Annotated in this window: 1 protein-coding gene (running past one end of the window); it reads right to left on the reverse strand. The window is 71.3% G+C overall.

Going from position 1 to position 24,590, the window contains the following annotated elements:
- Positions 1–24,590, reverse strand: the 3' portion of a protein-coding gene (locus GR168_RS17670; RefSeq protein WP_238994929.1) for a non-ribosomal peptide synthase/polyketide synthase. Its footprint extends 15,769 nt past the window's final position; only the last 24,590 of its 40,359 coding nucleotides appear in the window; the start codon falls outside the window, past its right edge — the gene reads right to left on this strand; the stop codon is at positions 1–3.

Raw genomic sequence — 24,590 nt, forward strand, 5'->3', positions numbered from 1 at the left:
TCAGTCATCCCCACCGAGACCGTTGCCACCCAAGACATCGTTCCCGGAACCGGCGTCACCGGAACCATCGTCACCGTAGCGGCCATCGTCACCGTAGCGGCCATCGTCACCGTAGCGGCCATCGTCACCGTAGCGGCCGTCGTGTCCGTCGTGTCCGTCGTGTCCGTTGTACCCGACCCCGGTGTCGACGACACCGTTCCCGACGACACCGTCGCCGGCTGCCGGCTCCCCCGTGCCGAGCTGCCGGGAGCCGATGATGCCGGGCAGTGTGCCGCCGGCCGGCCGCGTCGCGGCACCCGACGACCACGCCAGGACGCGGTCCCGTTCGGCCGGTGTCACCAGCGGGCATTCCCCGACGGCGGCGTCCGGCCGGGCGGTGAGCCCGTCGAGGAGCGTAACGAGGCGCTGCGCGAGCAACTCGACGGTCCCCTCGTCGAACAGATCCGTCGCGTACACCATCGACGCCGACCAGGACCGGTCCGGCCGCGCGAGGACCGCGACCGTCAGGTCGAGCTGCGACGACGTGACCGGCGACTCGAGTGCCGCGACCCGCAGCCCCTCGGCCTCGAGCACCGGCGACCCGCTGCCCGCGTTGGTCAGCGTGAGCATGACCTGTGCGAGCGGCGAGAACGCCCTCGACCGCGTCGGGTTCAGACGTTCGACGAGCGTCTCGAACGGCACGTCGGCGTTCGTGAACGCATCGAGGTCGACGACCCGGGTCTCCTCGAGCAGTTCCGCGAAACTCATCGACGGGTCGACCTCGGCACGCAGGACGAGGGTGTTGACGAACATGCCGATCAGCTGGTCGATCTCGGCTCGTCCCCGGCCCGCGATCGGCGTCGCCACCGCGATGTCGTCGGTCGCGGTGACACGTGCCAGCAGTACTGCCAGGCCCGCGTGCACCACCATGAACGGCGTCATCCCGCGCTCACGCGCCAGGACCGAGATCCGCGTCGCGACCTCGTGCGGGATCTCGAAGTCCACCCGCGCGCCCCGCATCGAGGCCACGGTCGGGCGAGGCCGGTCGGCGGGTAGCTCCAGCACGTCGGGCACCCCGGCGAGCTGTCGCAGCCAGTACGACAGCTGCCGGCCGACCACCGAGGTGGGATCGTCGACCGCCCCGAGCTCGCGTTGCTGCCACAGCGCGTAGTCGGCGAACTGGACCGGCAGCGGCGGCAGGTCCGGTGTCCGGCCCGCGGCCCGGTCACGGTAGGCGGTCACGACGTCGGTCATCAGCGGTCGCATCGACTCACCGTCACCGACGATGTGATGCAACACCGCGACCAGCATCCACGACTGCTCGCCGCGCCGCCACAGCCGGATTCGCACCGGCACCTCGGTCGCCACGTCGAAACCGGTGGACAGGGCGTCGAGTAGCTCTGCCTCTTCGGCACATTCGACGAGTCGGGGCAGTGCCGCGGGCCCGTCGGCGTCGTGGACGACCTGGGTGGGCCGGCCGTCGACGGCCGGGAAGGTCGTCCGCAGGATCTCGTGCCGCGCGACGACGTCGCCGATCGCCGCGCCGAGAGCCTCGACGTCGAGGTCCCCGGTGAGTTCGACACCGATCGGGAGGTTGTACGCCCCCGACGCGGGGTCCAGGCGGTTGATGAACCAGATGCGCTGCTGCGCGAACGACAGCGGGATCAGGTCCGGCCTCGGCTCGACCCGGGTGACCGGTGCGCGCAACCCGCCGCGGTGTTCACCGAGGGCGGCCAGCGCCCGCGGGGTGGGCGACTCGAACACGTCCCGCACACCGATGTCGGCGTCGAGGGCGTCGCCGACGCGCGCCGCGAGGCGGGTCGCCGACAGCGAGTTGCCACCGAGAGCGAAGAAGTCCCCGGTCACCGACACCACGTCGACGTCCAGCAGCTCGGCGAAGACGGCCACCACGCGCGCCTCCGCCGCGGTCTCCGGCGCCACGAGGTCGTCGGACCCGGTGACCGGCGTCGGCAGGGCACGCTTGTCCAGCTTCCCGGTCGGGGTGAGCGGCAGAGCGTCGAGCACCGTGATCGTCGACGGGACCATGTACGACGGCAACCGGTCCGCGAGATGGTCGCGGAGGCCAGCGGTGTCCACGGTGTCCCCGGCGGCCGGATCGCCGGCCGGTACGACGTAGGCGGCGAGCGCGGTCGCGACCGACCCGCCGACCCCGAGCACCACCGCGGCCTTCACCGCGGGATGCGAGGTCAGCGCGTTCTCGATCTCGCCGAGTTCGATGCGCAGCCCGCGCAGCTTCACCTGGTCGTCGGCACGTCCGAGGTACTCGAGCACGAGCTCACCGTGTGCCGTGCGCACCCACCGGACCCGGTCGCCCGTGCGATACATGCGATCACCGGGCGCCCCGAACCCAGACGCGACGAAGCGTTCGGCGGTCAGCTGCGGGCGCCGCAGGTAGCCGCGGGCCAGCGAGACACCGGTGGCGTACAGCTCACCGGCCATGCCGACCGGTACCGGGGCCAGCCGCTCGTCGAGGACCAGCAGGCCGGTACCCGCGACCGGGGCGCCGATCGTCACCGGCTCGTCGGGATCGAGCGGAGCGCTGATGGTGAGAGCCACCGAGGTCTCGGTCGGGCCGTACGCGTTGTGGAACCGGACGCGGTGCGCCCACCCGCGGACGAGGGCGGCCGAGACCGCTTCGCCGCCGGAGGCGAGCATCTGCAGTGCGGGCAGGTCGTCGGGTTCGACGGTCGCCAGCACGCTCGGTGTCAGGAACACGTGCGTCAGCTCGTGCTCGCGGAGGAAGCCGGTCAGCACCTCGCCGCCGACGACCTCGTCCGGCCGGTAGACCAGGGTCGACCCGGACGTCGAGGCGAGCAGCCATTCGAGCACCGAGGCATCGAAACTCGGTGAGGCGTAACCGAGTACACGCGCACCCGGATGGATGCCGAACCGCTGCGACTCGGCGACCGCGAAGGCGTGCGCACCACGATGGGTCACCGCGACACCCTTGGGCACACCGGTCGACCCGGACGTGTAGATGACGTAGGCCAGCGCGTCGAGCCGCGGGGTGCCCACCATCTCACCCGGGGTGAGCGGACTGCCGTCGAGTCCGCGCACGGCCTCGGTCAGGCCGAGCACGTCGATCGTCTCGACGTCACCCGGGACGGCGGCCGCCTGCCCCGAGCCCTCGTCCGACGTGATCACCAGTCGGACACCGGAATCGGTGACCATGTGCGCGATGCGGTCCGCGGGCAGCGTCGGGTCGACGGACAGATACGCCGCACCCAGCTTCGCCAGCGCCCACTGCGCCACCAGACGGTCGGCGGTGCGGCCGACGGCCAGCCCCACGACGGTGTCCACACCGATCCCGCGGCCGGTCATCCACCGTGCGAGGCGGTTCGACCGCTCGTCGAGCCCGGCGTAGGTGAGGGACGTCCCGCTGCCGTCGGTGACCGCGACGATTCCCGCGTGCTCGGCCGCGACCGCGGCGAACAACTCGCCCAGCAGCCGCGGTTCCGGCGCCGCCGGACCGTGGACCGGGGCGAGCTCGGCAGCCGCATCCGCGTCGAGCAGTGCGATCGACGAGGTCGGCTGGTCCGCATCGGCGACGGCCGCCCGCAGGATCTCGCGCAGCGCCGCCCCGAAGACCCGCACCTGGTCGTCGGCGAAGGCCGACGGGAGGTACTTGAGCTTCAGCAGCAACCGATCGCCGGATGGCGAGGACGCGAGGTTGAGCGGATAGTGCGTCGAGTCGTCGGCGTCCACACCGACGATCTGCAGCCCGCCGGCCAGCGACGTGTCCGCCGTCGACAGCGATTCGGAGTCCACCGGGAACGACTCGAACACCGTCAGGGTGTCGAAGAGGGCGCCCATCCCGGCCAGCGCGGTGAGGTCGGCCAGGCCGACGTGCTGATGGTCGAGGACCGCGACCTTGTCGGCCTGCATCGCGGCGAGCACGTCCGCGATCGGGGCGCCCGGGTCGACGTCGACGACGCTGGGCAGCGTGTTGATGAACAGTCCGACCATGCCCTCAGCGCCGTCGAGGTCCGACGGGCGTCCCGACACGGTCTCGCCGAACGCGACGATCCGGTTCCCGGTCATGCGGGACAGCAGCACGGCCCAGGCGAACTGGAGGATCGTGCTGACGGTGACGCCCCGTTCGCGGGCGAGCCGGCTGATCGCCGCCGTCGTCGCCGCGTCGATCCACTCCTCGTGGTTGCGCGGGAGCGACGCGGTCGTGGCCTCGTCGGCGCCGGACACCAGCGTCGGTTCCTCGAGTGGCTCGAGGACCTTCCGCCAGGCGGCGAGACCCGCCGCCGGATCGGCGGACGCCAGACGCCGGACGTGGTCACCGAAGTCGGTGTCCGCGGCGATCGTGGCCGTGTACGGACCCACCCCTGCGTAGAGGGCGAGCAGGTCGGCGAGGACCAGCGGCCCGGACCAGCCGTCGAGCAGGATGTGGTGATTGGTCACGACCAGGCTCAGCGTCGTGTCGGACCCGGTGCCGTGCTCGACGCTCACGAACCGCACGAGCGGCGGCACCTCGAGGTCGAATGGCGCGATCCGCTCGGCATCGGCGATCTCGCGGACCCGCTGCGCGGCATCGTCCGGGTCGAGACCCGGTTCCAGGGACACCTCGGCCCACGGCAGGTCGACCCGCGGCGGCACCACGGCCACCAGGGCGCCCCCGGCGGTGCGCACGTAGCCGCTGCGCAGAACGCGGTGGTGGGCCACGAGTTCCTCGGCCGCCGAACGCAGTCGCGCCCGGTCGACGTCCCCGCCGAGATGCAGGACCGCCTGGGTGACATAGACGTCCACACCGCCGGCCCCCGCCGAGCCGGCCAGGTCGGCCATCTGCGACTGGAAGTACAGACCGGCCTGCAGCGGGGTCAGCGGCCACACGTCCGCACCCGGGTACCGCACCGCGAGGGTGTCGAGTTCATCCTGCGTGATCGACGTGCCCGGCACATCCGCCGGCGACCGGCCCGGGTCGCCGACCGTGGCGACGTGCTCTGCGACAGCGGCGAGTTCGGCCGCCCACAGTTCGGCGAGTGCGGTGATGTCGTCGGCGCCGAACAGTGCCGACGGGAACGTGAAGTTGGCCTGCAGGCGCCGGTTCTCACCGTCGCTGCGCGTTCCGACGTTGACGCTCAACGGGTTCAGCGCAACCATCGCGCCCGTCACCGACGGTGACATACCCGGTGCGCCCGGCGCGCCGGTGAACGGGATGACGTCGTGTGCGGGTTCGGCCGCGGGGCGTCCAGCGCGTCCGGCGCCGAAGAAATTGAACCCGATGGTCGGCAACGGACGCCGCGACAATTCGGTGTCCTCGCCGTAGCGCAGCACCCCGAAGCCGAGTCCGCCGTCGGGCTGCCCGAGGCGTTCCTCCTTGGCCGACTTCACCGCGTGGGTGACGTCGGTCGACGGGTCGACCGACACCGGCGCGATCGTGGTGAACCAGCCGACGGTGCGGGACAGGTCGACGGCGCGCTCGCCGTCGGCCGTGGCGATCTCGTCCTTGCGACCGTGGCCCTCGACCAGGACCGTCACCGGTGCGACGTCGGCGATGCCGCGCGCGGCCTGCCACGACCGGACCGCCCGGGCGAACGTGCCCAGCAGGACGTCGTTCGCGTTGCCGCGGAACGCTTCCGGCACGGAGGTCAGCGCCGCTTCGGTCACCTCGGCGTCGAAGGCGTGGATCACCGACACCTCGGTGGCGAACCGGTCCCGCGACGGGTCGAAGGCGACCCCGAGATCGGTGGGTCGGGACGGCAGCCGCTCGAGCCAGTACGGCAGCTCGGCACGTCGGCGGTCCGCCTGTGCGCCGACCGCATGTGCCCACGCCCGCTCGGACGTCGCCTCGGCACGCAGGGCGATCGGCTGTCCCGCCGCGCGCTGCGCCCACCCGGTCACCAGGTCCTCGACGAGGATCGGCCAGGACACCGCGTCGACACCGAGGTGGTGGATCGCCAGGACGATCCGCCCGACGCCGGCGACGTCGGTGACGATCCCGGCCGCCACCAGCACCCCGGTCGACGGATCGAGGTGGGCCAGCGCCTCGGCGTGCGCGCCACGCAGATCGGCGTCGTGATCGGGACTGCCGACCGGCGCGGCCGACGGTCGTGCGAACACGTACGGCGCCGGAGACGGAACCTCATCGCCCTCGGCCGATCCGGCGATCAGCTGCCACCGATCACCGTTCCGGGTGAGCCGCGCGGACAGCATCGGGTGCGCCGCGACGAGCTCGGACAACAACTCCGACAACGCATCCACGGTGACACCCGCAGGCGCATGGAGCACCCGGTACTGCGAGAAGTCCGCGAAATCGGATGGCGCCGTGGAATGTTCGATCATCCACGACATCACCGGCAACAACGGCAACTCGCCGCTCGCGCCGCCGGCGGGTTCGTCGAGTGCGGGCAGGCGGTGCGCCTCCCCGGCGACGACGCGGGCCATGGCCCGGACGGTGCGCTGCTCGAAGATGTCTCGCGGCGTCAGCGTGAATCCGGCGGCCCGGACGGCCGATGCCAGCTGGATCGACATGATCGAGTCGCCGCCGAGTGCGAAGAACGACTCGGTGACCGACACCCGCTCCAGGCCGAGGAGTCCGGACACGATGGTCGCCAGGGTCTCCTCCGTCGCGTTGGCCGGCGCGACGTAGTCGGCGTCGAGCCCGGCGAAGTCGTGGGCCGGCAGCGCACGGCGGTCGAGCTTGCCCGCGCTGTTGAGCACCACGTCATCGATCGGCATCCACAGGGTCGGACGCATGTACTCCGGAAGCGCCTGTGCCACCGCGTCTCGCAGGACGCCGAGGTCCACGGTCGACGGCGCGACATAGGCGACGAGATGCTGCCCGCCGCCAGGCGCGTCGGCAACGGTCACCGCGGCGTGCACGACGCCGGGTGCCGCGGCCACGACGGACTCGATCTCGCCGAGTTCGATGCGCTGGCCGCGTAGCTTCACCTGGAAGTCGGTGCGACCGAGGTATTCGATCTCCCCGTCGGTGTTCCATCGCACGAGGTCGCCGGTTCGGTAGAGCCGCGAGCCGGGCCGGCCGAACGGGTCGGCCACGAAGCGCTCGGCGGACAGTCCCGGTTGCGCGGCGTACCCGCGGGCCACCTGGTCGCCACCGAGATACAGCTCGCCCGGGACACCCGTCGGGACGGGGTTCAGTCGCGCGTCGAGCACATGCGTGGTCGTGTTCCACACCGGCACGCCGATCGGCACGATCGACGGTGCCCTGGTCACGTCGGCGTAGGCCACCTCGACCGCCGCCTCGGTCGGTCCGAACAGGTTCACGATCCGGACGTGCGGCAACAGTTCGTGAGCACGGGCCACCACCGCGGGCGGTAGTGCCTCCCCGGAGGCGAAGAGCCACCGGAGGGTCCCCAGGCGCGAGATCGTCTCGGGCGGCACGACATCGAGGAACACCGACAGCATCGACGGCACGAAGTGCACCGAGGTGGCTCCGCTGCGCGCGATCAGGTCGGCGATGTAGAGCGGGTCGGCGTGGCCGCCGGGTTCGGCGATCACCATCGTCGCCCCGGTCAGCAACGGCGCGAACAGTTCCGGCACCGAGACGTCGAAGGTGTACGGCGTCTTCTGGATGATCCGGTCCCCCGCGGTCCACGGGTACTCGTCGAGTCCCCACCACAACCGGTTGGCCACCGCGGCGTGGGAGACGGTCACGCCCTTCGGCCGCCCGGTCGAACCGGAGGTGAACAGCGTGTACAGCGCGTCGTCACCGCGGATCGGCCGGACGCGTTCGGCGTCGGTGACCGGCGGGGTCGCCGGGTCCACCTCACGGGTGGAGTCGACGGTGACACGACGGATCCCGTCGTCGAGGCCGGACAGGTCGGCCGCGACAGACCGCGGTCCGACGAGCAGAACCCGGGCGCCGGCCGTGTCCACCATGTAGCGCACCCGATCCCCCGGGGCCGCGGTGTCGATGGGCACGTAACGGCCACCTGCTGCGGCCACGGCGTGGACGGCCACGACCATCTCGACGCCACGATCGATGCACACCGCGACCGCGACGTCGGGCCCGACGCCCAGACCGAGGAGTTCGCGGGCGAGATCGGCGACGCGAGCGCCGAATTCGCGGTAGGTCAGTTCACGGTCGGCGAAAGTCAGCGCGATCGAGTCGAGCGACCGCGCCCCGCGAAACGAGAGCGCATCGGCCACCGATCCCGCCGGGACGGCGATCTCCGTGCCCCGGGATCGCCGGAGTATCTCCTCGACCTCGGCGGGTTCGAGGAGCGCGGCGTCGGCCACCGGGTCGTCGGTCTGCCTGGTCAGCTGATCGAGTAGCCCGACGAACCTGCGGGCCAGCTGGACGACGGTGTCCTCGTCGAAGAGGTCCCGCGCGAACACCAGCGACAGCGGCCAGTCCTCGTCGCCGTCCGGAACGGACACACCGACGGTCAGATCCAGTTTCGCCGGCGGATCGGCCGGCGGCATCGGTTCGATCTCGAGACCCGCGACCGAGGCCGGCGCGGTGTCCGCACCCATCTCGGGCAGCGCTGTCTGGCCGAACGTCAGCATCACCTGGGCCAGTGGGGCGAACGCCTCCGAACGGACCGGGTTGAGCTTCTCGACGAGCATCTCGAAGGCGACGTCGGCGTTGGCGAACGCTTCGAGATCGGTGTCGCGTGTCTGCTCCAGCAACTCGGCGAACGACATCGCCGGATCCACCTGCGCCCGCAGGACGAGGGTGTTGACGAACATGCCCACGAGTGGGTCCAGTACGCGCTGACCGCGTCCGGCGACCGGGGTGGCGATCGCCACGTCCTCGCCGGCGGACAACCGCGCGAGCAGTACGGCGAGCGCCGCGTGCACGACGATGAACGGGGTCGCGTCGACCTCGCGTGCGAGTTCGCGGACGCGGTTCCCGATCTCGGCGGGGATGGCTGCGCCGACGCGGCCGCCGCGCTGCGACGCCACGAGCGGCCGGGGCCGGTCGAACGGGAGGTTCAGCACCTCGGGCAGGTCGGCGAGTTTCGCTGTCCAGTAGGACAACTGGGAGCCGATGACCGAGGTCGGATCGGATCCGTCGCCCAGGACCTCGTGTTGCCAGAGCGCGAAATCGGCGAACTGGACCTCGAGGGGCTCGAAGTCGGGTTCGGTCCCCGACACCCGGGCGTCGTAGGCAGCGAGTACGTCGGCGAGCAACGGGTTCATCGACTCGCCGTCGGCGGCGATGTGGTGGACGATCACCGCGACCACCGCATGTCCGGGCTCGACGTGCCAGACCCGCACGCGGATCGGCCAGTCGACGGCCACGTCGAATCCGGACACCACGGCATTCTCGAGTCCGCGCTGGTCGGCGACGACGTCCCAGTCCAGGCGGCCGGCGATCTGCTCGCGCGGATGGATCAGTTGATGCGCCACCCCCTCGACGGACGGGAAGGTGGTCCGCAGGACCTCATGACGTTCGACGACGTCGCCGATCGCCAGGCGCAGCGCCTCGGTGTCGAGTTCCCCGCGCACCTGCAGCACGAACGGGATGTTGTAGGTCGGCAACGACGGATCGAACTGGTTGATGAACCACATCCGCTGCTGCGCGAACGACAGCGGTACCAGGTCCGGTCGGTCCGCATACGCCTCGACCGGCGGCAACGCCTCGGCATGTCCGGACACCTCGGCAACCAGCGCACGCACCGTCGGCGCCTCGAACAGGTCGCGCACCGAGGTCTCGACACCGAGCACCTCGCCCACCCGGGCGGCGACACGTGTCGCCGACAGCGAGTTCCCGCCGAGGTCGAAGAACGACTCGGTCACACTGACCCGGTCGATCCCGAGGACGTCGGCGAACACCGCGGCGACCGCGGCCTCCTGTTCGGTCTCCGGCTCGACGATCTCGCCGACCTCGATCACCGGCTCGGGTAGTGCGGCCTTGTCGAGCTTGCCGACCGGGGTGAGCGGGAGCTCGTCCAGGACCGCGACCGACGCCGGCACCATGTGCGACGGGAGTCGTTCGCCGACAAACGATCTCAGCTCCGCCGTGTCGATCTCGACTCCGCCGCCGACCACATAGGCGGCCAGGGCGGTGGCGACCGAACCACCCACGCCGACGACCACGGCCGAACGCACGGCCGGGTGCTCGGCCAGAACGGCCTCGATCTCACCGAGTTCGATGCGCAGACCACGCAGCTTCACCTGGTCGTCACTGCGCCCGGAGTACTCGATGACCGGCGCGCCGCCGGCGTCCTGCTTCCAGCGCACGATGTCGCCGGTGCGATACATCCGGTCACCGGGATGGCCGTGCGGATTCGACACGAACTTCTCGGCGGTCAGGCCCGGACGGTCGAGGTAACCGCGGGACAGCGCGCCACCGGTGACGTACAGCTCACCCGCGACCCCGACGGGAACCGGACGCAACTGCGCGTCGAGCACCATCAGGCCCACGCCGGCGAGCGGGCCGCCCAGCGAGACCGGCTCGCCCACGGCCATCGGGGCACTGATGGTGACGCCGATGGTGGTCTCGGTGGGGCCGTACAGGTTCTGGATCCGTCGGAACGGGGCCCAGCTGTCCTTCAGTGCCTGCGGCACGGCTTCGCCGCCCGCGTAGACGACCCGGAGGGCCGGGATGGCCTGCGGTTCGATGGTGGCGAGCACCGTCGGCGTCAGGAACGTGTGGGTGATCGCCTGCCGCATCATCAGGTCCTGCAGCGGCGGGCCGCCGACGGCATCGGCGGGCCGGTAGATCAGCACGCCACCCGACACGGTCGCGAGCAGGTACTCGAGCACCGACGCGTCGAAGCTGGGCGAGGCGAATCCGAGCACCCGCGAGTACTCGTCGGCACCCGACCGGCGGATCTCCTCGGCGGCGAAGTTCGCCAGACCCGAGTGGGTCACGGCGACGCCCTTCGGCCGTCCGGTCGACCCGGAGGTGTAGATGACGTAGGCGACGTTGCCGACCCGTACCGGCGCACGACGATCAGCCTCGGTGATCGGCGCGTCGGACAACGCCTCGATCTCGGCGGACAGCGCGGTGTCGTCGAGGCGGAGCCACGAGAAGCGTTCGCCGGGAAGCGATCCCGAGGCGTCCACGGCCAGTCCCAGGATCGCTCCCGAGTCCTCGACCATGTTCGCCACCCGCTCGGCGGGGTAGTCCGGGTCGATGGGCACGTACCCACCGCCGGTCTTGGCGACCGCCCAGATCGCGGTGAGCAGCTGCGCCGACCGGCCGATCGCCAGCGCGACGAGCTTCTCCGGGCCGATGCCCTGCCCGATCAGCCAGCGCGCCAGGCGGTTCGACCGCGCGTCGAGGTCCGCATAGGACAGCCACGCGTTGTCGGCGTCGACGACGGCCTGACGCGGTCCCCACTTCGCGGCGGCCCGGGCGAACAGGTCGCCCAGGATGACCGGCTCGGTTCCCGGTCCCCCGGTCACGACCGCGTCGGAGTCGGCGATCGACACCGTCTGCCGTTGCGGCTCGGGTTGTGCTGCGGCGCGGGCCAGATCGGCCAGCGACACGGTGTCGCCGAGCGAGATCCGGGCCAGCGGGGTCTCCAGGTCGGCCAGCGCCGCGTCCAGCAGGGCGGTGAGCTGGTCGGCCATCCGCGACACCGACGACTCGTCGAACAGATCGGCAGCGTAGGTGATGGTGCCCGACCAGTCCGTGCCCGACCTTCCTGGGCCTGCCCCTTCGGGCTGGGAGATCCCGACGAGCAGGTCGACCCGCGCCGGGATGCGCTCGGTGGTCACCGGGCTCACCTGCAGGCCGGCGATCTCGCCCACCGACAGATCGGACCCGGCGAGTTCGGGCAGGGTGGACCGGTCGAAGGTCAGCCACACCTGGGTGAACGGGGCGAAGGCGGCGGATCGCTGCGCGCCGGCGGCGTCGGCGACCACCTCGAAGGGGACGTCGGCGTGGGCGAAGGCCTCGAGGTCGGCGTCCTTCGCCGCCTCGAGCAGGTCGGCGAAGCCGCGGTCGCGGTCGACGTGGGTCCGCAGCACGAGGGTGTTGACGAACATGCCGATCAGCGGATCCAGCACGCGCTGACCGCGTCCCGCGATCGGGGTGCCGATCGCGATGTCCTCGGTCGCCGACAACCGCGCCAGCAGTGCGGCCAGCGCCGCGTGCACGACCATGAACGGCGTCGTTCCGGTCTCCTGGGCGACGCCTGCTATCCGGTCACCGACCTCGGCGGGCACGCTGAAGGCGACCCGGCCACCGCGCTGGCTGGCCCGGGCGGGGCGCGGCCGGTCGGTCGGCAGCTCGATCACGTCGGGCAGGCCGGCGAGACGGTCGGTCCAATAGGCGAGCTGGCGGCCGACGACGGACTCGGGATCGTCCGGCGAGCCGAGCACCTCGTGCTGCCAGATCGCGAAGTCGGCGAACTGGACCTCCAGATCGGCGAATTCGGGATCGGTGTCGGCCGATTCGGCGAGGTAGGCGGTGACCACGTCGCGGACCAGCGGCATCATCGACTGACCGTCCGAGGCGATGTGGTGGGTGATGACCGCGAAGACGTGCTCGTCGGGGGCCACCTCCCAGATCCGCGCGCGGATGGGCCACTCGGAGGAGACGTCGAAGCCCGCGGACACCGCGGCCTCGATCTCCGCCTGCGAGGACACCTCTCGCCAGTCGAGACGTGCGGCGACCGACGATGCCCGGTTGATCTTCTGGTACGGCGTGCCGTCGGCCGACGGGAACGTCGTCCGCAGCGATTCGTGACGGGAGACCACGTCGATCAGCGCGGCATGCAGCGCCTCGGTGTCGAGGGAGCCCGACAGCCGCAGCACGACCGGGAGGTTGTACGCCGACGAGCTGGTGTCGGCCTGGTTGACGAACCACATCCGCTGCTGGGCGAATGCGAGCGGAACCCGGTCCGGCCGCGGCGAGACCGGGACGATCGGCGCTCGTGCGGCGCCGAGATCGGTGCTCGCACGGAGGAGTTCGCGCACGCTCGGGGCGTTGAACAGGTCGCGCACCGAGATCTCGGCGCCGGTGACCTCGCCGACGCGTGCCACGAGTCGCATCGCCGCCAGCGAGTTGCCGCCGAGGTCGAAGAACGAGTCGGTGACGCTGACCCGGTCGACACCGAGGATGTCGGCGAACACCTCCGCGACCGCGGTCTCCGCCTCGTCGGCGGGCGCGACGTACTCGCCCGCGGTGAACACGGGTTCGGGCAGCGCGCGACGGTCGATCTTGCCCGCCGTGTTGAGTGCGATGCCCTCTACGGGCATCCACACCGTCGGACGCATGTAACCCGGAAGCGACTCGGCGACAACGGCCTTCACCTCATCGAGGTCGATGCGCTCACCCGGGGCGCCGGCGAGGTAGCCGACGAGGTGTTCGCCGCCGCCGGGCACTGTCGCCACGGTCGCGGCGGCGTGCACCACACCCGGGGCGGAGGCGATGACCGCCTCGATCTCGCCGAGCTCGATGCGCTGGCCGCGCAGCTTCACCTGGAAGTCGGTGCGGCCCAGGTATTCCAGCACGCCGTCGGGGCGACGGCGCACCAGGTCACCGGTGCGGTACAGACGCGAACCGGGCTCACCGTGGGGATCGGCGACGAACCTCTCGGCCGTCAGATCCGGGCGGGCGGCGTAACCGCGGGCCAGCTGCACACCGCCGAGGTAGAGCTCGCCGGGCACACCGGGCGGTACCCGGCGCAACCGCGAGTCCAGCACCACCGCAGAGGAATTCCACACCGGGATGCCGATCGGCACGGTGGGGTCGTCGGCGGCGACCGAGTGGATGCGTTCGAAGGTGATCTCCACCGCGGCCTCGGTCGGGCCGTACAGGTTGAAGAACCACGCGTCGGGCCACAGCTCGCGCACCGGTGCCGCGACCGCGGGCGGCAGGGCCTCACCGGTGGTGGACACGATGCGGATGGTGTCGAGGGCGGCGAGCTGCTCGCGGTCGACGACCTCGAGGAACACCGAGAGCATCGACGGCACGAAGTGCACCATCGTCGTACCCGTGCGGGCGATCTCGTCGGCGACCTGTCGCGGGTTGAGGTGACCGCCGTCGGCGAGGACCACCACGCGCGCACCGATCGCCAACGGCGCGAACAGTTCCGGCACCGAACAGTCGAAGGTGTACGGCGTCTTCTGCATGACGACGTCGTCGGGCCCGATCGGCAGCGCGTCGAGGCCCCACCACAGGCGGTTCAGCACCGCCGCATGCGACAGGGTCACACCCTTCGGACGTCCGGTGGACCCGGAGGTGAACAACGTGTACGCGGCGTCGTCCGGGCGCAACGGCGCGCGCCGCTCGTCGTCGGACACCGGTGCCGCGGCCGCCGAGTCGACGTCCAGGAGCGCCGAGGCGTCCAGGGTCATGACCTGCACGCCGGCCTCGTTCGCGGCGTCCACCGCGTCGGGGACCCCGTCCGCGTCGGCGACCAGCAGAACCCGGGCACCCGCGGTCTCGTACATGTACCGCACGCGGTCTGCGGGCGCGGCCACGTCGACGGGTACGTACTGGCCACCGGCGGCGACGACGGCATGGATGGCCACCATCATCTCCACCGACCGCGGGACGCACAGGGCGACAGCGACATCGGGGCCGACCCCGGCGGCGATCAGGTCGCGGGCGAGCGTGTTGACCCGCGCGGCGAACTCGGCGTAGGTCACCTCGCGGTCGCCGAAGACGAGCGCGGTCGCATCCGGCGTGCGCTGTGCCTGCGCGGCGACGGCGTCACTGACGGTCTGCACCGGCGGCAGGTCGACCCGCTCGCCCCACTCGGCGGTCTCGATCGCGGCCGTCGTCTCGGCGGCCACGAACGGCGCGTCACCCACGGCCCGGTCGGGAGCCGAGGTCAGCACGTCGAGCAGGCGGATGAAGCGTTCGCCGAATTCGAGCACCGACGACTCGTCGAACAGATCGGTCGCGTAGTCGAGGTTGACCGGCCACTCCTGCCCGGCCGGCCGGGACGACACCGTGATCCAGAGATCGATCTGCGAGGAGACCATCACGTCCGCGTACGGCTCCACCGTGATCCCGGCGGCGTCGCCGAGGGCTTCGGCGGCGGTGGCCGACGGACTGAACGAGAACATGACCTGGGCGAGCGGGGCGAAGGCCTCCGAGCGCACCGGACTGAGCCGGTCGACCACCGTCTCGAACGGGACATCGGCGTGGGCGAATGCGTTGAGGTCGACGTCGCGAACGGCCGACAGGAGCTGTTCGAACGGCTCGGCGGGATCGATCAGCGTGCGCAGCACGAGGGTGTTGACGAACATGCCGACCAGCGGGTCGAGCTCGGCCTGACCGCGACCCGCGATCGGGGTGCTGACCGCGATGTCGTCGGTGGCCGACAGGCGTGCGAGCAGGACCGCGACCGCGGCGTGGAGCACCATGAACGGCGTGACGTCGGCTCCGCGCGCCACCTCGGTGATGCGCTCGCCGATCTCGGCCGGGATGTCGACTCGCGCGCGGGCTCCGCGGCCGGAGGCGACCGGCGGACGCGGACGGTCCGACGGCAACTCGAGTACGTCGGGAACGCCGGCGAGCTGCTCGGCCCAATATGTCAGCTGGCGTCCGACAACCGATTCCGGATCGTCGACCGAGCCGAGGACGGTGTGCTGCCAGATCGCGTAGTCCGCGAATTGCACCGCGAACGGCGCGAATTCGGGTTCGTGTCCGGCGACCCGGGCACTGTAGGCGGTGACGAGGTCGGCGACGAGCGGCGCCATGGACTCGCCGTCGGCGCCGATGTGGTGGAACACCACGGCGAGGACGAACTCGCCCGGTTCGACCGGCCACAGGCGCGTGCGGAACGGCCATTCCTCGGTGACGTCGAATCCCCGTGTCACCGCGGCGAACACGTCGCTCTCGGAGTCGACGACCTGCCAGTCGAGCCGGTCGACGACCGAGTCCTCCGGATGCACGAGCTGGTAGGGCACGCCCTCGACGTCTGGGAACGTCGTACGGAGCACCTCGTGCCGGCGCACGACGTCGGCGAGCGCGGTGCGCAGCGCCTCGACGTCGAGGTCGCCGGACAGCCGCAGCACGATGGTCATGTTGTGCGTGGGAGCACTCGGGTGCAGGCGGTTGAGGAACCACATGCGCTGCTGTGCGAAGGACAGCGGGATCCGTTCCGGCCGTGGGGACACCGCCACCACGGGCTCGATCCGGGAACCGCGGCCCGTCAGGGCCGCCACCAGCTCACGGACCGACGGCGCCTCGAAGACGTCCCGGACCGAGACCTCGACCCCCAGCGCGTCGCCGACACGGGCGCTCACCCGCATCGCCGACAGGGAGTTGCCGCCCAGCTCGAAGAAGCTGTCGGTGACACCGACGCGGTCGACCTGCAGCAGCTCCGCGAAGACGTCGGCGACCGCGGTCTCCTCGGGCGACTCGGGGGCCACGTACTCCCCCGCGGCGAACTCGGGCTGCGGCAGCGCCCGCCGGTCCACCTTGCCCGAGGTGGTGCGGGGCATCTCGGGCAGCGCCATCCACACCGTCGGACGCATGAACTCCGGCAGTCCGCGCACCGCCGCGTTCCGGACGGCGTCGAGGTCGACGTCGTCACCGGGGCGACCCGCGACATAGGCGACGAGTTGCTCACCCCCACCGGGCGCGGTCGCGACGACCACGGCCACGTGTACGACGCCGGGAGCGGAGGCCAGCACCGACTCGATCTCGCCGAGCTCGATCCGCTGTCCGCGGAGTTTCACCTGGAAGTCCGCGCGTCCCAGGTACTCCAGGACACCATCGGTGTTCCACCGTGCCCGGTCGCCGGTGCGGTAGAGCCGGCCGCCGTTCGGATCGAAGGGATCGGCGACGAAGGTCTCGGCGGTGAGTCCCGGGCGGGAGGCATAACCCCGCGCCAATTGCGGTCCGCCCAGATACATCTCACCGGGCACGCCGGCCGGAACCGGCCGCAGGCGGTCGTCGAGGACATGGACGGTCGAGTTCCACACCGGCAAACCGATGGGGATGTTCGGCGTCGGCGCGTCCACGCGTCCGTACGTGATGTCCACGGTCGCCTCGGTGGGACCGTACTGGTTGTACAACCCCAGCTCCGGGAGCAGCCGGAGCAGGCCGCCGGCCAGGGCGGGACTCAGTGCCTCGCCGCCGGAGAAGATCCGGCGCATCGAGCCGAGGTCCGCGTCGCCCGCGCCGGTCGCGCCGTCGAGGAACGCGGCCAGCATCGAGGGGACGAACTTGGCGGTCGTCACCCGGTGGCGTTCGATGAGACGCGCCATGTAGACGGGGTCCCGGTGGCCACCGGGTTCGGCGACGACCACCGGCGATGCGGCGTGGATGCCGCCGAAGTAGTCCCACACCGACGCGTCGAAGGTGTACGGCGTCTTCAGCAGGAAGACGTGCTCGCCCGGCCCGTTCGACTCGCTGAACCACTCCAGGGTGTTGCGGAGGGCACCGTGGGTGACGGTGACGCCCTTCGGACGTCCCGTCGAACCGGACGTGAAGATCGTGTAGACGGCGTGACCCGGCAGCACCCGCTGCCCCCGGTCGTCGTCCCCGACCGGCGTGACCGCGGTGTCGACGGGCTCCGAGGCGTCGACGACGACCGCCGGCAGCTCGATGTCCGCGAGCGCTTCCGGTCGCTCCCGGCCGATCAGGACCAGGGCGACCCCGGCCGTGTCGAGCATGTACCGGGTCCGCTCGACCGGCGACTCGGTGTCGATGGGTACGTACTGTCCGCCGGCGGCGACGATCGCGTGGACGGCGACCATCACCTCGACCGAACGCTCGATGCAGACGCCGACCGCGACATCCGGACCCACGCCGAGCGAGATCAGCTCGCGCGCAAGGGTGCTCACGCGTGCCGAGAACTCGGTGTAGTCGACGACGCGATCGCCGAACAGGATCGCGGGGCGGTCGTCCGCACGCGCCCGGGCATCTGCGACCAGGTCGACCACGGTGTGGTCGCCGGCGATCTCGACATCGGTCCCGCGAGACCACGCCGCCACGTCGAGACCCTCGGCCTCGGACACCAGCGCGATGTCGGCGGTGAGCTCGCGCGGCCGGCGCGACACCGTCTCCAGGATGTGCACCAGCACCTCGCCGAAGACCCGGATCTGGTCGTCGGAGAACGCCGCGGGCAGGTACTTCAGCTGCAACGAGACGCGCCCGCCCGGAGCCGCGGTGATCAGGTTGATCGGATAGTGGGTCGTGCTGCGCGAGTCGACATCCGCGACGACCAGGCCATCGGCGGTGGTCTCCTGCGACGACAGCGCGTCGGTGTCGATGGGGAACGACTCGTGGACGGTCAACGTGTCGAACAGCTGGGCCGTCCCGGTGAGGGCGGTGAGCTCCGACAGACCCAGATGCTGGTGGTCCATGACCGCCACCTTCGACGCCTGCAGCCGGCGGAGCACTTCGACGATCGTCGACGCCGGGTCGACGTCGACGACGCCGGGCAGCGTGTTGATGAACAGACCGACCATCGTCTCGACGCCGGGCAGATCCGCCGGACGTCCGGAGACGGTCTCGCCGAACACGACGACGCGATTGCCGGTGATCCGCGAGAGGAGCACCGCCCACGCGAACTGCATCACCGTGGCGACGGTGACGCCCTCGGTCCGGGTCAGTTCCTCCAGCCCCGCGGTCGTCTCCTCGTCGAGCATGACCCGGTACTGGCGCGGGAGTTCGTCGTCGGTCGCCTCGAGGCCGGGCGCCACCAGGGTGGGCCCCTCGATGGGTGCGAGCACCTCCCGCCAGGCGGCGAGACCGGCCTCGCGGTCCGAGGCCCCGAGCCGCTGGACGTGAGCGGCGAAGTCGAGTCCGGACGCACCGGTCTGACCGGTGTAGGTCTCGCCGGTGGCGTAGAGCGCGAGGAGGTCGGCCAGGACCAGCGGGCCCGACCAGCCGTCCATCAGGATGTGGTGGTTGGTCACCACGAGGTGTGCCTGCTCGCCGTGCCACACCAGCACGAAGCGCACCAGCGGCGGACGTCCGAGGTCGAAGCGGGTGAGGCGTTCGGCGTCGACGATCCGCTGGATCGCGGCCGCCGCCGAATCCCCCGTCCCGTCGAGCTCGTCGGCGGCGAGATCGACCACCCGCCAAGGGATCTCGACCCGTTCCGGAATGACAGCGACGACGGCGCCGCTGCCCGTGCGGAGATAGGCCGACCGCATCACGCGGTGCCGGGCGAACAGCTGCTCGGCCGATTCGCGCAGGCGTTCGCCGTCGACCCGGCCGCCCAGCGTCAGGACGACCTGGGTCACGTAGACGTCGACCGCTCCGGAGTCCTGGCCGGCCGCCGCCAGCTGAGCCTGGAAGTACAGGCCCTGCTGCAACGGCGTCAGCGGCCACACCGACGAGCCCGGATACAACCGGGCCAGGTCGTCGAGGTCGCGTTGCGTCACATGGGCGCCGCGGACGTCAGCCGGGGACAGGCCGACCGGGGAGCCCGAGTTCACCAGATCGGTGAGAGCCGACAGTTCCGCTGCCCACAGGTCCAGCAGGTCGGCGACCTCGTCGGCCGCGAACAGCGCCTGCGGGAAGCTCGCGCCGGCGACGAGCCGGCGATCGCCGTTCTCGTCGTGCGCGGTGGTCACGCTGACCCCCAGAGCGCTCAGCGCGACCATCCGTCCGGACGCCGAGGATCCGAGGATCGGGGCGTCGGGCGCGTGCGTGAACGGAAGGGGCTCGGATTCCGGAGCGGCAGCGCCGCCGCCGGCCCCGAAGTAGTTGAAGGAGATGCTCGGGAGCGGACGTGCGGCCAGTTCGGCAGACTGCCCGTACCGGAGCCAGCCGAAGCCGATGCCGTTGTCCGGCTGCGCGAGTCGCTCCTCCTTCGCCGCCTTCACCGCGTGCACGACGTCGACGCCGGGATCGAGGCGCACCGGGACGAGGGCGGTGAACCAGCCGACCGTCCGGGACAGGTCCGCCCGTCGCGCCGACTCGCCGGTGGCCAGCACCTCTTCGTATCGGCCATGTCCCTCGGTGAGGACGGTGATCGGCGCGGTGTCGGTGATCTCGCGGCGCGACTGCCATGATCGGACCGCGCGGGCGAAGGCGCCGAGCAGCACGTCGTTGACGTTGCCGCCGAAGGCTTCCGGCACCGTGGTCAGCACCGACCGGGTGACCGTCGGCGAGATCTCGTGCGAGATGTGGCGCTCGGTGGACATCCGGTCCTGCGCGGGGTCGAGCTCGACGCCCAGCGGGGTGGGTCGCGACGGCAACCGGTCCAGCCAGTGATCCACCTGGTCGGCCCAGGACGCGGACTTCGCGGCGAGCGTGTTCGTCCACGCCTGCGCGCTGGTCTGTTCGGCGCGCAGCTCGATCTCGCGGCCGTCGGAGCGCTGCGCCCATCCGGTGATCAGGTCCTCGATGAGGATCGGCCACGACACGGCGTCGACACCGAGGTGGTGGATGACCAGCAGGACGCGACCGACTCCGTCGCGATCGTGGATCAGCGCGGCACGTACGAGTCGCCCGGACGCCGGATCCAGAGTGGCCGAGACGGTCTGGAACGCGGTGCGGACGTCGGTGTCGAACGCGTCGGTGCCGGTTGCGGCGGTGCTCGTGACCTCGATGACCGCTTCCGCGGCGTCGAACCGGCCGCCGGCCGACGATCGCCACTCACCGTCGACGAGTTCCAGGGTGGCGCCGAGCATCGGGTGGCGCTCCACGACGGCCGAGAGCAGACCGGCCAGCGAGGCGACGTCGAGTCCGTCCGGCGCCCGCAGAACCGCGGCCTGGACGAAGTCGGCGAAGTCGGACGGGTCCTGCGCGTGTTCGATCATCCAGTGCACGACCGGCGACACCGCGAGCGGACCGACGCCCGCCGGCGTGGACTCCTCGAGCATCGGCAGCCGGGCGGCGTCGTCGTCGGCAGCGGCCGCCATGGCGCGGATCGTGCGGTGTTCGAAGATCTCTCGCGGGGACAGGTCGAGTCCGGCGGCGCGGGCCGCGGACGCGAGCTGGATCGACATGATCGAGTCGCCGCCGAGTGCGAAGAACGACTCGGTGACCGACACCCGGTCGAGCCCGATCAGGTGGGCGACGATGGAGGCCAGGACTTCCTCGGTCGCGGTGGCGGGGGCCACGTGGACGTCGGTGTGGACGCCGAAGTCGGGCTCGGGCAGCGCCTTCCGGTCGATCTTGCCCGCCGTGTTCAGCTCGAGACGCGGCAGTCGCACCCAGATGGTGGGCCGCATGTACTCGGGCAGTTCGGCGGCCACCGTCGACTTGATCCCGTCGAGGTCGACGTCCTCCGGTGCGACGTAGCCGACGAGGTGGTCGGCGCCGGTGGGCGCCTTGGCCACCGTCACCGCGGTGTGCACGACGCCGGGCACGGTGGCGATCACCGACTCGATCTCGCCGAGCTCGATGCGCTGACCGCGCAGCTTGACCTGGAAGTCGGTGCGGCCCAGGTACTCCAGAGTGCCGTCGGCACGCCAGCGCACGAGGTCGCCGGTGCGGTACAGACGTGAGCCGGGCTCACCGTAGGGATCCGCGACGAACCGCTCGGCGGACAGGTCGGGGCGTGCGGCGTAGCCGCGCGCCAGCTGGACGCCACCCAGATAGAGCTCACCCGGCACACCGGCGGGAACCGGCCGCAGACGGGCATCGAGAACCCAGGTGGACGTGTTCGCCACGGGTGTCCCGATCGGGATGAGCGCGGGCGCCGATGACACGTCGGCCACGGCCACCTCGACCGCCGCCTCGGTGGGGCCGAAGAGGTTGACGATGGCGACGCCGGGAAGCCGGGCGGCGACCTTTGCGACCACTGCCGGCGGCAGGGCCTCGCCGGACGCGAAAACCCATCGCAGCGAGGTCATCTCGGCGAAGCGCACGGCCGGGACGAGGTCGAGGAAGATCGACATCATCGACGGAACGAAGTGCACCGAGGTGGCGCGGGTGGACACGATCAGGTCGGCGAGATAGTCCGGGTCGGTGTGACCACCCGGACGGGCGACGACCATCGACGCCCCGGTCAGCAGCGGACCGAAGAGTTCCGGCACCGAGACGTCGAAGGTGTACGGCGTCTTCTGCACGACCCGGTCACCCACGGTCCACGGGAACTCACCGAGCCCCCACCAGAGGCGGTTCATCACCGCGGCGTGCGAGACGGTCACACCCTTCGGACGACCGGTGGAACCGGAGGTGAACAGCGTGTAGGCGGCGTGGTCTCCGCGCAGCGGGGCGATCCGCTCGGCATCGGTGACCGGCTCGACGTCGCCGACCGCCTTCGAGGCGTCGACGTCCAGGACGGTGACCTGATCGTCGAGACCCTCGAGGGCCGGCGGGCGGGCACCCGCCGCGGAGAGCACGAGCCGCACGTGCGCGGTGTCGGCCATGTACTGCACGCGGTCGGCGGGGGCGGCGGTGTCGATCGGCACATACTGTCCGCCGGCGGCGTGTACGGCGTGCACCGCGACGACCATCTCGACCGACCGGTCGATACAGATGCCGACGGCCACCTCGGGCCCGACACCGAACCCGATGAGTGTGCGCGCGAGATCGGCCACGCGCGAACCGAATTCGCCGTAGGTGAGCCGACGGCCCTCGAATTCGATCGCGACGGTGGTGGGATCGGCGGCGATCCGGGCGGCGACGGCCGCGGGGATGACGGGTTCGCCGAACTCCCGGGACACACCGACCGACCAGTCGTCGACCCGGGCGCGGTCGGCACCCGAGACGAGTGCGAGATCGCCGACGGCCCGCGACGCCCGCGAAGAATCGGTCATGTCCCGCAGCACCGAGACCAGGCGGTTCGCCAGCTCGGTCACCGTGTCCGCCTCAAAGAGGTCGAGCGCGTAGATCACCGTTCCCGTCCACGGCCGGCCCGGCCCGTCGGCGGCTACCGCGACGGCCAGGTCCAGCTGCGCCGACACCTCGGGCGGCTCGACCGGCGAGATCGTGAGTCCGGGCAACACCGCGGACTGCGCACCGGTGCCCTCACCGGGCGCACCGCCCCCGGCGGGGCGGGACTGATCGAGTGTGAAGAGGACCTGCGCGAGCGGCGCGAAGGCCTCCGAACGGGTCGGGTCGAGGTGTTCGACCAGGGTCTCGAACGGCAGGTCGGCGTTGGTGAACGCGTCGAGATCGGTCGCGCGCACCTGTGCGAGCACCTCGTCGACCGTCATGTCCGGCACGATGGCCGAACGCAGCACCAGGGTGTTGACGAACATGCCCACGACCGGGTCGAGCACGCGCGATCCGCGGCCCGCCACGGGAGTGGCGATCGCGATGTCGTCGGTGGCCGACAACCGCGCCAGCAGCACGGCCAGCGCGGCGTGCACGACCATGAAGGGCGTGACGCCGTGGGCGCGTGCGGTGGTGGTGACCGCATCGGCGACCTCGGCGGGGATCTCGAAGGCGATCCGTGCGCCCCGGGTCGAGGCGACCGCCGGACGGTCGTGATCCGTCGGCAGTTCCAGGACGTCGGGCAGTCCGGCCAGGCGCCCGGTCCAGTGCGCGAGCTGGCGGCCGAGGACCGACTCGGGGTCGTCGGCGGAGCCGAGCACCTCGTGCTGCCAGATCGCGTAGTCCGCGAACTGGATCTCCAGCGGAGCGAAAGCCGGTGTCTCCCCCGCTGTCCGGGCGACGTAGGCGGCCACCATGTCGGCGACCAGAGGTTTGCGGGACTCGCCGTCGGAGGCGATGTGGTGGGCCACGACGCCCAGCACGTGGGTCTCGGCGTCGACCTGCCACAGGCAGGCCCGTACCGGCCACTCCCGCGACACGTCGAACCCGCGGGTGACCGTGCGCTCGAAGTCCTCGGCCGTGGTGGCGAGGGAGAAGTCCAGTCGCGACTCGACCTCGTCCGCGGCCGAGATCCGCTGGAACGGGCCGTTCTCGTCCTGCGCGAACGTCGTTCGCAACACCTCGTGGCGGACCACCACGTCGGCGATCGCCGCGCGCAGTGCCGGTACGTCGAGGTCGCCGACCATCCGCACGACGGTCGGGATGTTGTAGGTCGGCAGCGTCGGATCGAACTGGTTGATGAACCACATCCGTTGCTGCGCAAAGGACAACGGGATCCGGCCCGGCCGCGGCGACGCCGCGACGACCGGCGGCAGCGCGTGGCCGCGCTCGCGGGTACGCGCCACCAGCTCACGCACGGTCGGGGCGTCGAAGATGTCCCGAACCGAGACCTCGACCCCGAGCGCGTCGGAGATCCGCGCGGCGAGGCGCATCGCCGACAGCGAGGTGCCGCCGATGGCGAAGAAGTCGTCGGTCGCACCGACACGATCGACGTCGAGCAACCCGGCGAAGATCTCGGCGACCTCGGTCTCCTGGCCGTAGGCCGGCGCCACGTACTCACCCGCGGTGAACTGCGGCGCGGGGAGCGCGCGACGATCGACCTTGCCCGAGGTGGTCAGCGGCATCTGGTCCAGGACCATCCACGTGGTCGGGACCATGAACTCCGGGAGCCCGCGCCGCGCAACGTCTTTCACCGTGTCGGCGTCGAGATCGACGCCCGGCCCGGCGGCCAGGTAGGCCACCAGCCGCTCGCCTCCCCCGGCGGGGGCGGCGACCACCACGGCGGTGTGCACGACACCGGGGGCCGATCCGAGCACCGACTCGATCTCGCCGAGTTCGATGCGCTGGCCGCGCAGCTTCACCTGGAAGTCGTTGCGACCCAGGTATTCGAGTTCACCGGCGGCATTCCAGCGTCCGCGGTCACCGGTGCGGTACAACCGCGCACCGGCCGGCCCGAACGGGTCGGCGACGAAGGTCTGGGCGGTCAGGCCGGGCCTGGAGGCGTACCCGC

It is taken from the genome of Gordonia sp. JH63 (genome assembly GCF_009856645.1).
GTDB lineage: Bacteria > Actinomycetota > Actinomycetes > Mycobacteriales > Mycobacteriaceae > Gordonia > Gordonia hongkongensis.